Below are 14935 nucleotides of genomic sequence, written 5' to 3'. Positions count from 1 at the left end.
CGTGACCTAGGAGGGCCCCATGTCAGAGACATTTACCAAAGGGATGGCGAGGAACATCTACCTGGGAGGAGGCGTTTTCTTCTTTCTGGTATTCCTCGCGCTGACCTATCACACCGAAACCACCTTCCCCAAGCGCACCAACCAGAGTGAGCTCACCGAATCGGTGGTGCGCGGCAAGCTGGTGTGGGAGCAGAACAACTGCGTGGGTTGCCACTCGATCCTCGGCGAAGGCGCCTACTTCGCGCCGGAGCTGGGCAACGTAGCGGTCCGCCGTGGCGGTGACGCGGCCTTTGGCAGCTTCCTCGCGGCCTGGATGAAGATGCAGCCGCTGGGCGTGCCCGGTCGCCGGCAGATGCCGCAGTTCCACCTGAGCGACCAGGAGGTCACTGACCTTGCGGCGTTCCTGCTGTGGACATCGAAGATCGACACCAACAAATGGCCGCCGAACAAGGAGGGTTGAACATGAACCCGGGCAATCCCTATCTGAAATTCGCCTCGCAGTCGGTGGCCAAGCCGTACTTCGTGTTCGCCCTGATGCTCTTCGTCGGGCAGATCGTCTTCGGGCTGATCATGGGCATGCAGTATGTGGTCGGTGACTTCCTGTTCCCGGCGATCCCCTTCAACGTCGCGCGGATGGTGCACACCAACCTGCTGATCGTCTGGCTGCTGTTCGCCTTCATGGGCGCGGCCTACTACCTGATCCCCGAAGAGGCCGACCGCGAGCTGTACAGCCCGAAACTGGCCATCGTGCTGTTCTGGGTGTTCGCCATCGCCGGCGTGCTGACCATCCTGGGCTACCTGCTGGTGCCCTACGCGGGCCTGGCGAAGCTGACCCACAACGAGCTGCTGCCGACCATGGGACGGGAGTTCCTCGAGCAGCCGACGATCACCAAGATGGGTATCGTGGTGGTGGCGCTGGGCTTCCTCTTCAACATCGGCATGACCATGCTCAAGGGCCGCAAGACTGCCGTCAGCGTGGTGATGATGACCGGCCTGGTAGGCCTGGCGGTGTTCTTCCTGTTCTCCTTCTACAACCCGGAAAACCTGTCCCGCGACAAGTACTACTGGTGGTGGGTCGTGCACCTGTGGGTGGAAGGCGTGTGGGAACTGATCATGGGCGCGATGCTGGCCTTCGTGCTGATCAAGATCACCGGCGTCGACCGCGAGGTCGTGGAGAAATGGCTCTACGTGATCATCGCCATGGCCCTGATCACCGGGATCATCGGCACCGGCCACCACTTCTTCTGGATCGGCGCGCCGCAGGTCTGGCTGTGGCTGGGTTCGATCTTCTCCGCGCTGGAGCCGCTGCCGTTCTTCGCCATGGTGCTGTTCGCCTTCAACATGGTGAACCGTCGCCGCCGCGAGCACCCGAACAAGGCCGCCGCACTGTGGGCGCTGGGCACCACCGTGACCGCCTTCCTTGGCGCCGGCGTGTGGGGCTTCCTGCACACCCTGGCTCCGGTGAACTACTACACCCACGGCTCGCAGCTCACCGCCGCCCACGGCCACCTGGCCTTCTACGGCGCCTACGCGATGATCGTCATGACCATGATCAGCTATGCCATGCCGCGCCTGCGGGGCATCGGCGAAGCGCCTGACGCCCGTGCGCAGAGCCTGGAGATCTGGGGCTTCTGGCTGATGACCATCTCCATGCTGCTGATCACCCTGATGCTCACCGCCGCCGGCATCGTCCAGGTCTGGCTGCAGCGCATGCCCGCCGATGGCGCCGCCATGCCGTTCATGGCCACGGTCGACCAGCTGAAGATCTTCTTCTGGCTGCGCCTGTACTCCGGTGTCGGTTTCTTCATCGGGCTGATCTGCTACCTGCTGAGCTTCCGCCAGCGCGGCCGCGTGGCCGTTGCCTCGGGCGCGGCTCAGGTGAGCTGATCGATACCGTCCACCCGGGCCCGACCGCTTTGCGGCGGGCCCTTTTTTCGTTCTGCAGGGGGCGCCATGACCATCCACCTCGAAATCGAAGAAAGCTTCGGCCGCGTCTGGCACCGCTTCATCACGCGCCGCGCCAGCCCGGAGTTCGAAGAGGCGGCAGTCAGCCTGGAGGAAGTGCGGCGCAGCCTGCTGCTACTGTTCCGCGGCACCGGCGGCGAGGCCGGGGTCGGCGTGGAGGCGGCCAGCGCCCGCGAACTGCTGGTGCGCCGCAGCCTGCTGCAGCAGGTGGCCGGCACCTGCCAGCAATTGCCGGTGGCCTGGTTCGACGCTGATTCCCTGCGCCTGCCCGCGCAGTTGGCTGTATACCCCGACGTCGAACTGAACCGCGAACTCTACCGCTGGCTGGCGGTGCTGGCCGCGCACAGCCAGCCGATGCGCCACTGGGCGCGCGACAACCAGGCCTGGACCTGCGCCGTGCTGGAGCGCTACCCGCTGCTGCGCCCGCGCTACCATCGACTGGTGGAAGCGCTGCTCGGCCTGCGTCCCGACCCCGCTGATCTGCCACCGGCGGAAGCGGAACTGGAGCTGGCGCTGCAACGGGCGCTGCGCGATCCGGGTAGCGTCGAGCGCCTGCCACGCAGTGAAAAGGCGCCGTGGCCGGTGCCGTTGTGGCTCTACCCGCCGCAACGACTGGCCGCGCCGCAGCACACCGACCTGATCGACGGCGACGAGCACGGCCGCTCCGCCCACAGCGAAGCCAAGGGCCTGGCACGCAAGCGCGCCGAGCGGGTCGAGCAGGACCCCGGTCGCGGCGGCCTGCTGCTGTTCCGCCTGGAAAACCTGTTCAGCTGGTCCGAGCACATCGAACTGGATCGCGCCGGCGACGACAGCGAGGACCTCGACGCGGCGAAGGTCGCCGACGACCTCGATCACCTGAGCATGTCCCGACAACGGCAGAAGAAGGGCGGCGGGCTGAAGCTCGACCTCGACCTGCCGGCCGCCGACTTCGACGACGTGCCGCTGGGCGAGGGCATTCGCCTGCCGGAATGGGATTACCGTCGCCAGCAACTGATCGACGACCACGTCTGTCTGCAGCCGATGCTGCCCCGCGATGCCGTTCCGGCGCCGCTGCCGGACTCACTGGCGCCCATTGCGCGGTGCCTGCGCCGGCAGTTCGAGAGCCTGCGCCAGCAGCCCCAATGGCTGCGCCGGCAACCCCAGGGCGCGGAGCTGGACCTGGAAGCCTGGCTGGACTTCAGCGTCGAGCGGCGCCTCGGCGCCTGCAGCGAGCCCGGACTGTTCCTCGAGCGCCGGCAGACCCGCCGCGACCTTGCGTGCCTGCTGCTGGCGGACCTGTCGATGTCCACCGACGCGCACATCGACAACGACCACCGGGTGATCGACCTGATCAGCGACAGCCTGCTGCTGTTCGGCGAGGCGCTGCAGGCGGTGGGCGACCGGTTCGCCCTGTACGGGTTCTCCTCGCTGCGTCGCCAGCAGGTGCGCCTGACCCAGCTGAAGACCTTCGATGAGCGCCACAACGATGTGGTGCGCGGGCGCATCCGCGCGCTGCGGCCGGGCTACTACACGCGCATGGGCGCGGCGATCCGTCGGGCGACGCAGTTGCTGCTCGAACGCAAGGAGCGCCAGCGGGTGCTGCTGATCCTCACCGACGGCAAGCCCAATGACCTGGACCTGTATGAGGGGCGCTACGGTGTCGAGGACACCCGCCAGGCCGTGCTGGAGGCCCGTCGCGCGGGGCTGGTGCCGTTCTGCATCACCATCGACCGTGAGGCGGCCGACTACCTGCCGCACCTGTTCGGCAGCCAGGGCTATCTGTTGATCAACGATCCGGCGCAGCTGCCGGTGCAGTTGCCGCAGCTCTACCGGCAGCTCACCCGCCGGCAGGGCTGACCATTGTGGGGGCGCGCCCTGCGCGCGATCGCGCGCAGGGCCCGCTCCTACAGGGTGAAACCACGGGGTCGGATTGGGGACGTAGGGCGAATGAAGCGGGACGCTTCATTCGCCAGGGTGTCCACAGGTAGCGGCGGAAAGCGGGAATCAGCGCGGCAACCACACCATCATCACCCCGCAGAACACCGCGAGAATGGCGCAGTACCAGGCGAAGCGCCGCAGTCTGCGTTGCTTCGCCAGTTCCTGGTCCACCGGCAGGGGCATCCCGCACTGCGGGCAGTCCGCAGCATCCTCGGGGCTCTCGTGCTGGCAGTACAGGCACTGGCGCATGGCTTACTCGAACTGTTCCAGCCGCGCCACATCGAGCACCTGCACGGTGCGGCCGTTGAGGTCGATGATCTTCTCGTCGATCAGTCGCCGCAGCACGCGGGAGAAGGTCTCCGGCTGGATCGACAGGTGCCCGGCCACCAGTTGCTTGGCCATCGGCAGTTCGAAGCGGCCGTCCTGGTTGCCATGGCGGTTGAGCTGGGTGATCAGGTAGCGCACCACGCGGTGGGTGGAGTTCTTCAGCGACAGCGTCTCGATCTCGTTGATCCGCCGGTGCAGGCGCACGCAGAGAGTGGCGAGCAGGGAGAAGGGCAGCTGCGGGTTGCTGTGCAGCAGCTCCATGTAAGTGCGGTTGGCGAAGCGGTAGACCTGCGTGGGCTCCAGCGCCTGGGCCGAGGCCACGTAGTCGGAGGTGTCCATAAGCATCATGGCTTCGGCGAAGGTCTGCCGGCTGCCGACGACCTCCAGCACCTTTTCCTGTCCCTCCGGCGTCAGGCGGTAGATCTTCACCGCACCGGAAATCACGAAATAGAAGGAGTGGGCCGGCTCACCCTGGAGGAACAGCTTGTCGCCTTTCTCCAGGTTGAGCAGCGTGCTGGTGGCGAGCAGCTGCTCCAGCTGTTCTTCGTTGAGCACGTTGAACAGATGGTGGCCGCACAGAATCTGGTGGTGGACGCGATGCGCGAGCATGGCGGAGCGCTCCTGGGCGGGGACAATCCCGCCAGTATGCGCGATGCCGCTGGGCAGCGTGGTGAGACAAGCTGTCACTGGTCGCCCTCCTGGCTCCCGGTCCGGCACTCAGGCCGGGTGGTTGGCGCCCAGGAACAGCAGGTTGTTTTCCAGGTGGATGTGCTGCATCAGGTCGCGGCGCAGCTCTTCCAGGCCGCTGTAGAGCCGGCGCCAGCTGTTGCAGCCGTCCGCCGGCACGGTGAGGTCGTCGGTCAGGTCGGCCAGCGCGGCGAGGGATTGCGAGTGTTCGTCGTGCTCATGGCGCATCACGCCGATCGGGCCCTGCACGTGGGTCAGCGGGATGCCCTGGCGCAGCCAGGGGAACAGCACGCTTTCCTCCTTGCACATGTGCCATTCCAGTTCTTCCTGCATCTTCTTCAGGTGCGCGGTCAGCCCGGCCGGGCATTGCGGATGCGCGGCGTGGGTCTTCTCGACGCGCTCGGCCAGCGGAATCAGCGCCGGCAGCTGTTCGCGATGGACCTTGTGGTAGCGCTCGAGGATGTGGTCGATCAACTGGTCGTTGCTGGTCAGTCGCCAGTCGGTCTGGTCGTTGGCAGGCGGCAGCGACTGCAGTTCGGCGGCGATGCGCTGGGCGTCGAGGCCCTGTTCGCTGGCGGCTTCGCCCAGGCTGCGCTGGCCGGCGCAGCAGAAGTCGAGCTTGTAGTCGTGGAACAGCGCGGAGCTGCCCGGCAGGCTGAAGGCCAGGTCGCTCAGGGTGCGCTCGGTGAGGTTGTCGGTCATGGCGGGCCTCGGGTGGAGTGGGGCACGGCGGCCGCAGTCGTCGTGGCGGTGGTGGTGAGTCTAGGGAAAGCGGCGCGCCGGTCTCCTTGATTGCAGTCAAGCGCCCTCGTGCACCACTTCCCGCTCGTCGCCGCCGGCGACCCGCATCAATTGCTGCGGGTTGCACACCAGCAGCTTCTGCCGGCCGCCGACCACCAGGCCGCGGTCTTCCCAGGCGCTCAGGATGCGCGAGACGGTGTGCAGGGTGGTGCCGGTCATCTCGGCGATGTCCTGGCGGGTGACCGGGAAATCGATGCGGATGCCGTCGGCCTCCGGTCGACCTGACTGCTGCACCAGGCGCAACACGGTGTGGGCGACGCGCCGTTCGACCTCTTCGGTGGCCAGCTCGCAGAAGCGCACGTGGGCTTCCTGCAGGCGCTCGCCGATGGCCTGCACGGTGTTCAGGGCGAAGCCGGGGTGGCGGGCGAGCAGGGGTTCCCACTGGCCGGTGGGCCAGGCCAGGACCAGGCTGTCCTGGCTGGCCGTGGCGGTGGCGGGGTAGTCGCGCCGGCCGAGGGCGCGGACGAAGCCGAACAGATCGCCCGGATTGACCACGCGCACCAGCACGCGCTGGCCGTCGCCGGTGAGCTGGGTGGCTTTGAGCCGGCCGTGCACCAGCAGGTAGAAGCTGGTCGCCGGCGAGCCTTGCTCGAACACGGCCACGCCGCTGTTCAGGCGCAGGATGCTGGCCTGGCGGAGGATGTCGTCCTGTTCCTCGCGGCTGCTGTTGGCGAATGGCGGCAAGCTGCCCAGCCAGGCGCGGTTCAGCGAGATATCAGCGGTCACGGCAGTGATTCCCGTCGGTTCGCCGCAGCATAACGGTTAAGCGCTGCGACGAAACTTGAGGGGAATCAAGGGATATCTCTGACCAGGCGGAAACCGAGGTTGTCCGGTGGCTGGCCGGCGCTGCAGCCGCCGCCGCGGGCATCGCGGACGAAGTCGTTGATCGCCGCGCGATGGCGCCCTTCGGCGATGCGGATCGAGCAGTACTCGGCGCGGTGGGTCTGGGTGCCCTGGGCGTCGAGGTTGACCCGCTGGTGGCAGCTCTGGGTCCACTCCCAGACGTTGCCGCCCAGGTCGGCCACGCCGTATTCGTTCAGCCCGTGGTTGCCGCGCGCCTGGGGCAGCGCCGAGGCGCTGGTACGGGTCTCCGCTTCCAGGCGGTAGCGAGCCAGCCAGCGTCGGGCAGGGTTGCTGCCATCATCGTCTTCGATGCGCAGGGCATCGTCGGCCCAGCGCGTGCCGGCGAAGAAGGCCCACTCGCGGTCGGTCGGCAGCCGCCATTGCTGGCCGGTGCGTTTGGACAGCCAGTCGGCGTAGAGCTGCGCGTCCAGCAGGCTGGCACCGGTCAGGGGCAGGTCGTCGCGGGGAGCGCTGTTGTCCAGTGCCAGGTTGTCCAGCGCCAGGCAATCGCCCTCGGCCACGCAGCGGGCGTATTCGCCCTGGCTGACCTGGAATTTCATGACTTCGAAGCGCGGGGACAGGTGCTCACGCTGCGACGGCGCATCCACCGCCTGCTTTTCCAGCCAGTAGTCGCCCGCCGGGCGGAAGTCGAAGTCGCGGGGCTCGAGCCGCACGGTTTGTGGTGCTAGCTCTGGTGCGTACTGAGGCCGCAGCAGGAGGAGGGCCCCGCCCAGCAGCAGTACGGCGGGTACGCCGATCAGGATGGTCTTGCGCATGGTCTGCCTGGTCGCCGGTATCGATTAGGGGGAAAGGGCCGGCCCGGATGGGCCGGCCTCGGGGCTTACTTGATCGCAGTCGGTGGCTGGATCTGGCTCATCAGGTCGTTGTTCCATTGGCCTTCGACCTGGATGTGCGCCGCAGCGCCCAGCAGCACAGCCTCGATGAGGTTGTGGTTGAGGTAGGTGTACAGGCCCGGCTGCAGGAAGGTGTACAGCGCCGCACCGGCCGCGCCGCCCGGGATGAACCAGGTTTCCAGGTCTTCCTCCGGCGGGTTGTGGAACTTGCCGGTGGCCCAGACGTGGTCGCCATGGCCGCCGATGAGGTGCGGGCGGGTATCGCGGTTGGCCTGGGAGTGGACGATCAGCACGGTCTCGCCGACGTTGGCCTTGAGCGCGTTCTTGCCGGTGAGGGCGCCGACCTTGCCGTTGAACACGATGTGGCTGGGGATCAGCCCCTTCATGACTTCCTGCATGTCGTTGTAGCTTTCCATCGGCGTGCCGTAGCGCTTGAACTTGCCGTCCTTGTCACGCGGGACGTAGTAGTCCTGCTCGCCGATGTAGACCACCTTGTCGTACTTCAGGGACTTGCCTTCGCGGTCCTTCAGGCCGTCGCGCGGCAGCACCATGATCGCGCCGTTCATGCCCGAGACCACGTGCCACGGGATCATCGCGCCGCCTGGAGCGCAGTGGTAGACGAACACGCCGGGGCGGGTGGCCTTGAAGCGCAGCTTCACTTCCTCGCCGGGCTGGATGATGGTCAGCGCGCCGCCGCCCAGGGCGCCGGTGGAGGCATGGAAGTCGATGTTGTGGGTCAGGGTGTTGGTCGCCGGGTTGACCAGGGTGAGTTCCAGGTAGTCATCCTGGTGTACCACCATCATCGGCCCGGGCACCGAGCCGTTGAAGGTCATGGCGTGGATCTCGGTGCCATCGTCGTCGATGACCAGCTTCTTCTCCTCGATCACCATGCGGAACTGCACGACCTTGGGCTTGCCCTTGGCGCGCTGTTCATGGGCATGGACGAAGGGCGGAGCGACCAGCTCGACCTGGACGTGCTCCAGCTTCGAGAGGTCCAGGGCCGGACCCATGTTCTTCGGCGCTGCCTCCCCGTCGGCCATGGCCTTTCCGCTGCCGAGCATGCTGCCGGTAACGCCCAGCACCACGGCGCCGGCCAGCAGAGTGCGGCGGGAAAGCGAAATTTCTTCCTGATCAAACATGGGTAATTCTCCGTAATCGACGAACTGTCGTTGGCTACAGAAATACCCGGTCGGCAGATTCCTTCTTTGAGCCGGAACAAAGAAGGAATCAGCTGGACAACGTGTCGCAGGCTCTGTTGTGCGGTAGATCGCGTTTACAGTCTTGTACCCATGCAGGCGGGCAAGACCGGGCGCGGCGAGGTAAGATTCTTCCTGCTCTGAATTCCGGCCCGGCGTGCGGGCTGCAACGGACAAGGATCATTCATGCGTCTGTACGGACTGACCCTGCTGGCCCTGATCACCGGCTGCCTTGGCGTGCAGGAAGCGCGCGCGAGCAGCGACGACTCCTGCTACCCGAGCTGGAACCTCAAGCGCGACTCGCTGGACGTGTGCAACAGCTTGCCGTTCCTCAGCCCGGGCAACGACAGCCGGGTCAACCTGCAGCTGCTGCTGGCCGACGCCGGCCAGGCCAGCATTCCCAATCGCGCGCTGACCGACGATGAGCAGCAACTGGGCTACGGCCAGGTGCCGTTCCCGCTGGCGCGCTGGCTGGAAGGTGCCGCGCCAGGGGATTCGACCGACAGCGCCAGCGCTGCCAGCACCGCACCGCTGGCCGACCTCGCCGCGCGTATCGGCCTGCCGGCGGATGCCGTGCAATCCTCCGCGGACAGCTTCGCCAGCGGCGAAGGCAGTCGCTGCCGCAGCAACAACGCGGGCACCGCCCAGGACTTCCTCAGCCAGCTGTTGCTGGTCGACAGCCTTTCCGCCGCCGAACGCCAGGACCTGGCCCGCGCGCGCCTGACCCTGCTGGGCGCCTGCCAGTGGGACGAAACCCAGCTCAGCGTGCTGCTGCCGGGTGACCTGCAGAGCGCGCAGGCCTTGGCCTACCGCAGCTACCTCAAGGGCGCCGCGGACTTCTACAGCGGGCGTTTCGGCGACGCGCTGAAATCCTTCCGCGCCCTGCAGGACAGCGACCAGCCCTGGCTGAAGGAAACCTCGCGCTACATGGTCGCCCGTGCCCTGCTCAACCAGGCGCAGCAGAACGCCTTCGACGAGATGGGCTACCCGGATCTGCGCAAGGTCGACAAGAAAATCCTCGCCCAGGCCGACACTGCGCTGGGCGACTACCTCAAGGCTTATCCACAGGGCCGGTACAGCGCTTCGGCCAAGGGCCTGACGCGCCGCGTCTACTGGCTGATGAGCGATGAAAGCCGACTGGCTGGCGAGTACGCCGAACTGTTCGCCCGCGAGGATGCCGATGACCTCGCCCAACTGGTTCAGGAAGTCGACAACAAGCTGCTGGTCACCGCCCATCCGGCCGACGTGCGCGACGCGCGCCTGCTGGCGGTGCTCGACCTGATGCAGATGCGCCACCACGAACCCAACGAGCCCCGCGCCCTCGACGCCGCCGGGCTGGCCGCGCAGAAGGACCTGTTCGCCAAGTACCCCGGCCTGCACGACTACCTGACGGCGGCCTTCCTGCTGTACGTCGAGGAAAAGCCCGCCGAGGCACTGAAATCCCTGCCCGAAGAGCTGCCGGCCAAGCTCGATTACCTTGCCTTCAGCCAGCAGGCCCTGCGGGGCTTCGCCCTGGAAGCCGGCAATGACTGGATCGCCGCCGAGAAGCTCTGGCTACGCCTGCTGCCGCTCGCCGAGCAACCGCTGCAGCGCGAACAGCTGGAGCTGGCGCTGGCTTTCAACTACGAGCGCAGCGACCGTCTGGTGAAGGTCTTCGCCGAAGGCTCGCCGGTGCATACGCCGATCATCCGCGAGATTCTCCTGCGCCATGTCGCCGGCCCCGACCTGCTGCGCCAGCAGGCGAAATCCACCAGCATCTCGGTGGAGGAGCGCGATACCGCGCTGTTCGCGCTGCTCTACAAGGACCTGCTGCACGGTCAGTACCAGGCCTATATCGACGACCTCGCGCTGTTGCCCACCGACGGCAGCGGCAAGCCGCTGGGCGCGAGCATCGGCTACCTCTACGGCAGCATGCCGCTGTCGCTGTTCCAGTGGCCGGGCGGCAAGAACGACAGCGGCTACGAATGCCCGGCCATCGTCGACGTCGCCCGCGACCTGCTGCAGAACCCGCAGCCGCCCAAGGCGCTGAACTGCCTCGGCGAGTTCATCCTGCGCAACGGCCTGGACGGCTTCCCGCTGGATACCCAGCCCAGCGAGCGCGAACTGGGCGGCGGCGAATCGTTGTTCCCCGGGACGGCCTACTCGCGCATGGACGGCTACCTCAAGGTCATCGCCGACAAGCAGGCCGTGGAAGAGGACCGCGCCTACGCGCTGTTCCGCGCCATCAACTGCTTCGCGCCCAGCGGTTATAACGGCTGCGGCAGCCAGGACATCGCCCCGTCGCAGCGCAAGCAGTGGTTCCGCACCCTCAAGGGCCAGTACTCCGCCACGCCCTGGGCGAAGTCCCTGAAGTACTACTGGTAAGCCCCGTGCGGCGCGTGCTGGCCCTGGCGCTGGCGTTGCTCGCGGGCAACGCCCCGGCGGCCGGCGTGGACGCCGCGGACCACGACGCGTTCTGGCTCTGGAGCGGCGTCGCGCCCCAGCCCGTGCTGGCCCAGGCACGCACTCTTTACGTCCTGCAGGGGCAGGTCAGCGCGCCGCGCCATAGCGATGGTCGCACCCGGCTGATCGCCCAGGGCATCGCCATCCCGCGCCTGAAACAGGGCGAGGTGTGGGTGGTCTACCGCGCCCACACCTTGCGCTGGAACGAAGACATCTACCGCACCCTGCTCTCGCAACTGCGGCGCTGGCGAGCCGCCGGCAATCCGGTGGTCGGCGTGCAGATCGACTTCGATGCGCGCACGCGCTACCTGAACGAGTACGTCGACTTCCTCCAGGACCTGCGCACGCGCCTGCCTGCGGGCTGCAAGCTGAGCATCACCGGGCTGATGGACTGGGGCAGCAACGCTGCGCCTGAGACCATCAACCGCCTGGCCGGCGTGGTGGACGAAGTGGTGGTACAGACCTACCAGGGGCGCCAGACCATCCCCAACTACCAGGCTTACCTGCCGCGCGTGGCGCGCCTGCAACTGCCCTTCCGCATCGGACTGGCGCAATACGGGGAATGGCAGGCACCGGCCTACCTGGCGAAGAGCCGGTGGTTCAGGGGGTATGTGGTGTTCCTGCAGAACCCTTAGCAGCGCAGGTCGGAATTGCGCAGGGCTCCCCTGCAGGGGCGCCCCACGGGCGCGATCACGGGCATGGCCCGCTCCTGCAGGGAAACTCCGGCGGTCAGTCAGTTCCCGCCACACCCGCACTTTCCGCAATCGCTCCCGCAACCGCCAGCTGCCGCCGGTTCCCGCGCATCGCGGGTCGAGCCGCCCTTCAGGTTGCGCATCAGCAGCGCGTATTGCAGGTCCAGCTCCTCGGGTAGTGGGAGGTAGACCACATGCCCGTCGCCGGGCGCGACGCCGATGGATTCGCCGCGGTTGTTCTCCAGTGCGTGCAGGCGGAAGGTGCGGTTGCCCGCCGGGGTCATCAGTTCGACGCTGTCGCCCATCTCGAAACGGTTCTTCACCCGCACCTCGGCCAGCCCATTTCGGCGCTCGCCGGTGAACTCGCCGACGAACTGCTGGCGCTCGGACAGCGAGTGGCCGTACTGGTAGTTCTGGTACTCGTCGTGCACATGGCGGCGCAGGAAGCCCTCGGTGTAGCCGCGGTGGGCGAGGGACTCCAGGGTGTCCATCAGGCCGAGGTCGAAGGCGCGCCCGGCGACGGCATCGTCGATGGCCTTGCGGTAGGCCTGGGCAGTGCGCGCAACGTAGTAGTGGGACTTGGTCCGACCTTCGATCTTCAGCGAATGCACACCCATCTGCGTCAAACGTTGCACGTGCTGGATGGCTCGCAGGTCCTTGGAGTTCATGATGTAGGTGCCGTGCTCGTCCTCGTACGCCTCCATCAGCTCGCCGGGGCGGTTGCTTTCTTCGAGCAGGACGATTTCCTTCGTCGGCGCGCCGATGCCCAGGGTCGGTTCGACGTTGCGCACCGCGTGGCCCAGCTCGTCCTCATGGGCAGCGTGGGTCTGGTATTCCCAGCGGCAGGCGTTGGTGCAGGTGCCCTGGTTGGGGTCGCGGCGGTTGATGTAGCCCGACAGCAGGCAGCGCCCGGAGTAGGCCATGCACAGCGCACCGTGGACGAAGACTTCCAGCTCCATGCCCGGCACGCGCTCACGGATTTCGCCGATTTCCTCCAGCGACAGCTCGCGGGACAGGATCACCCGCTTGAGCCCCTGCTGGCGCCAGAATTCCACGCTGGCCCAGTTCACCGCGTTGGCCTGCACCGAGAGATGGATATCAACCTCGGGGAAATGCTGGCGAACCAGCATGATCAGGCCGGGATCGGACATGATCAGCGCATCCGGGCCAAGGGCGATCACCGACTCCACGTCCTGCAGGAAGGTCTTCAGCTTGGCGTTGTGCGGGGCGATGTTGACCACCACGTAGAGGCGCTTGCCCTGGGCGTGGGCCTCGTGGATGCCGGTGGCGAGGTTGGCGTGGTCGAACTCGTTGTTGCGCACCCGCAGGCTGTAGCGTGGCTGGCCGGCGTAGACGGCATCGGCGCCATAGGCGAAGGCGTGGCGCAGGCTCTTCAGCGAGCCGGCGGGGCAGAGCAGTTCGGGGGAAAACGGCGTGGGGGACATGGCGGCGCAGCGGGTAGTGGGAAAAAGGCCGCCACTCTAGGAAATCCGCGGGCTGCGCGTGCTGAGCGAGGTCAACGGATGCGCTATCCGCGCCGTCAGGCTCTTCGTAGGATGGTGTGGAGCGAAGCGATACCCATCAATACCTCGCGCCGGCAGCATGGGTATCGCTGCGCTCCACCCATCCTACGTCGTGTTCATCCGGTGAGATCGGCGCGGTGCATCACTCCAGCCAGCGCCGCCCCTGCAGCTCCAGCAGCGTCTGCGCCGGTTCCGGCCCGTTGCTGCCGGCGGGGTAGGGGCGCGGGCTCAGGTAGTGCTCGTGCCAGCCCTTGATGATCGGGTCGACCCAGCTCCAGGCCGCTTCCACCTCGTCGCGGCGCATGAACAGCGTCGAGTCGCCCTCGATCACGTCCAGCAGCAAGCGTTCGTAGGCGTCCCAGCGGCGCTTGTTGGTGCTGAAGGCCTGGGCGAGGTTGAGGTCCAGCTCCACCGGTTCCAGCTGCATGCCCTTGCCGGGGGTCTTGGCCATCAGCTGCACGCTGATGCGCTCCTCCGGCTGCAGTCTTATCCACAGGCGGTTGGCCGCGCCGGCACCGCTGCCGATCAGGCTGTTGGGCACCGGCTTGAACTGGATGACGATCTCCGAGCACTTCTTCGCCATGCGTTTGCCGGTGCGCAGGTAGAACGGCACGCCGCTCCAGCGCCAGTTGTCGATCTCTGCCTGAACGGCGACGAAGGTCTCCGTATCGCTGTCGTTGTCGACATTTTTCTCGAACCAGTAGGCCGGCACTTCCTGCCCGCCGATGTGCCCGGCGGTGTATTGGCCGCGCACGGTCTTGTCCTGTACGTCCTGCCCGGAAATCGGCCGGAGCGCCTGGAGAATCTTCACCTTCTCGTTGCGCACCGCTTCGGCGTCGAAGCGCACCGGCGCCTCCATGGTCACCAGGCAGAGCAGCTGCAGCAGATGGTTCTGCACCATGTCGCGCATGGCCCCGGCATGGTCGTAGTAGCTGCCGCGGTTCTCCACGCCCAGGGTTTCGCTGACCGTGATCTGAACGTGGTCGATGTGCCCGTTGCGCCACACCGGCTCGAACAGGGTGTTGGCGAAGCGCAGGGCCATCAGGTTCTGCACGGTTTCCTTGCCCAGGTAGTGATCGATGCGGAACACCCGCGACTCGTCGAATACTTCGCCGATGGCCTGGTTGATCGCCACCGCCGACTCCAGCGAATGCCCCAGCGGCTTTTCGAGCACGATGCGCGCCAGCGGCCCGGCGAGACCGGCGATCTTCAGGTTCTGCGCAATCGGCGCGAACAGGCTCGGTGCGGTGGCCAGGTAGTGCACCAGCACCCGGCCGTCCGTGCGCTTGAGGGCCTTGGCCACGCGGCCGAAGTCGGCGCTCTGGGAGGCGTCCATCGCCACGTATTCCAGGCGCTGGGCGAAACTGCGCCAGGCCTCGGCGGAAAAGTCGCTGCGCGCCACCTGGGCGCGGCAGTTGCGTTCGGCCAGGGCGAGGTAGGCGGCGTTGTCGCGCTGGCTGCGGGCGAGGGCGAAGATCCGCGTGTCGGCCGGCAGGCGATTCTCCCGGTGCAGGTGGTAGAGCGCCGGCAGCAGCTTGTGCAGCGCCAGGTCACCGCTGCCGCCGAACACCAGAATGTCGCAGGAGCTGGGAAGACTAAGGCTGGCGGGCGTATTCAAGACTTATTCCCTGGGCGTGGCGGTTAGTTTTGTAGTATAACTACAACAAGACTACATAAATTTCAGACAA

At 66.7% G+C, this 14935-nt stretch carries 13 protein-coding genes; 5 read left to right on the top strand and 8 right to left on the bottom strand.

Annotated elements, in window-relative coordinates; all coding sequences use genetic code 11:
• Window positions 1–19: 19 nt before the first annotated feature.
• The 3 genes from IB261_RS29875 to IB261_RS29865 all read left to right on the top strand — a co-directional run bounded on the left by IB261_RS29875 (window position 20) and on the right by IB261_RS29865 (window position 3801).
• The gene (locus tag IB261_RS29875; protein ID WP_045213987.1) at window positions 20–460 is read left to right on the top strand and encodes a c-type cytochrome; all 441 of its coding nucleotides are present in this window, start codon (window positions 20–22) and stop codon (window positions 458–460) included.
• Between the two features lie 2 nt (window positions 461–462).
• Window positions 463–1887, top strand: coding sequence for a cbb3-type cytochrome c oxidase subunit I (locus IB261_RS29870; RefSeq protein ID WP_081519088.1), 1425 nt, complete (start codon window positions 463–465; stop codon window positions 1885–1887).
• Window positions 1888–1953: 66 nt separating this feature from the next.
• Window positions 1954–3801 carry a nitric oxide reductase activation protein NorD gene (locus IB261_RS29865; RefSeq protein ID WP_192383538.1) on the top strand — a complete coding sequence of 616 codons (1848 nt, stop codon included), beginning with the start codon at window positions 1954–1956 and terminating at the stop codon, window positions 3799–3801.
• 147 nt (window positions 3802–3948) lie between these two features.
• On the opposite strand, the gene IB261_RS29860 is transcribed toward IB261_RS29865, so the two are convergent.
• From IB261_RS29860 to nirK, 6 genes are all read right to left on the bottom strand, one after another.
• The gene (locus IB261_RS29860; protein ID WP_081519090.1) at window positions 3949–4131 is read right to left on the bottom strand and encodes a protein DnrP; all 183 of its coding nucleotides are present in this window, start codon (window positions 4129–4131) and stop codon (window positions 3949–3951) included.
• A gap of 3 nt (window positions 4132–4134) precedes the next feature.
• On the bottom strand, window positions 4135–4818 hold the full coding sequence (locus IB261_RS29855) for a Crp/Fnr family transcriptional regulator (protein WP_081519091.1): 684 nt from the start codon (window positions 4816–4818) through the stop codon (window positions 4135–4137).
• Window positions 4819–4926: 108 nt separating this feature from the next.
• Entirely contained in the window at window positions 4927–5598 is a 672-nt protein-coding gene (ytfE, locus tag IB261_RS29850) for an iron-sulfur cluster repair protein YtfE (RefSeq protein ID WP_081519092.1), read from the bottom strand.
• A 96-nt stretch (window positions 5599–5694) separates the two neighbouring features.
• Window positions 5695–6423 (bottom strand): Crp/Fnr family transcriptional regulator, encoded by a 729-nt coding sequence (locus tag IB261_RS29845; RefSeq protein ID WP_139791608.1) that lies wholly within the window; start codon window positions 6421–6423, stop codon window positions 5695–5697.
• 65 nt (window positions 6424–6488) lie between these two features.
• Window positions 6489–7316: an SUMF1/EgtB/PvdO family nonheme iron enzyme gene (locus IB261_RS29840; protein WP_081519093.1), complete on the bottom strand. Its 828-nt coding sequence runs from the start codon at window positions 7314–7316 to the stop codon at window positions 6489–6491.
• Between the two features lie 65 nt (window positions 7317–7381).
• Window positions 7382–8533 carry a copper-containing nitrite reductase gene (gene nirK, locus IB261_RS29835; RefSeq protein WP_081519094.1) on the bottom strand — a complete coding sequence of 384 codons (1152 nt, stop codon included), beginning with the start codon at window positions 8531–8533 and terminating at the stop codon, window positions 7382–7384.
• Between the two features lie 243 nt (window positions 8534–8776).
• On the opposite strand from nirK, the gene IB261_RS29830 reads away from it, so the two are divergent.
• Together IB261_RS29830 and IB261_RS29825 are read left to right on the top strand one after the other, a co-directional pair.
• Window positions 8777–10954 (top strand): PA5441 family protein, encoded by a 2178-nt coding sequence (locus IB261_RS29830; RefSeq protein WP_192383539.1) that lies wholly within the window; start codon window positions 8777–8779, stop codon window positions 10952–10954.
• Between the two features lie 5 nt (window positions 10955–10959).
• Window positions 10960–11667, top strand: a complete 708-nt coding sequence (locus IB261_RS29825; RefSeq protein ID WP_192383540.1) for a DUF3142 domain-containing protein — start codon at window positions 10960–10962, stop codon at window positions 11665–11667.
• Window positions 11668–11765: 98 nt separating this feature from the next.
• Here IB261_RS29825 and trhP read toward each other — a convergent pair whose 3' ends face one another.
• Together trhP and zwf are read right to left on the bottom strand one after the other, a co-directional pair.
• The gene (gene trhP / locus IB261_RS29820; protein WP_192383541.1) at window positions 11766–13169 is read right to left on the bottom strand and encodes a prephenate-dependent tRNA uridine(34) hydroxylase TrhP; all 1404 of its coding nucleotides are present in this window, start codon (window positions 13167–13169) and stop codon (window positions 11766–11768) included.
• 220 nt (window positions 13170–13389) lie between these two features.
• Window positions 13390–14865, bottom strand: a complete 1476-nt coding sequence (gene zwf, locus IB261_RS29815; protein WP_192210519.1) for a glucose-6-phosphate dehydrogenase — start codon at window positions 14863–14865, stop codon at window positions 13390–13392.
• Window positions 14866–14935: the final 70 nt, after the last annotated feature.

The sequence above is a fragment of the Pseudomonas sp. PDM20 genome, from assembly GCF_014852575.3.
In the GTDB taxonomy this organism is placed as follows: Bacteria; Pseudomonadota; Gammaproteobacteria; order Pseudomonadales; family Pseudomonadaceae; genus Pseudomonas.
This window is presented reverse-complemented; position numbering and strand designations above follow the sequence as displayed.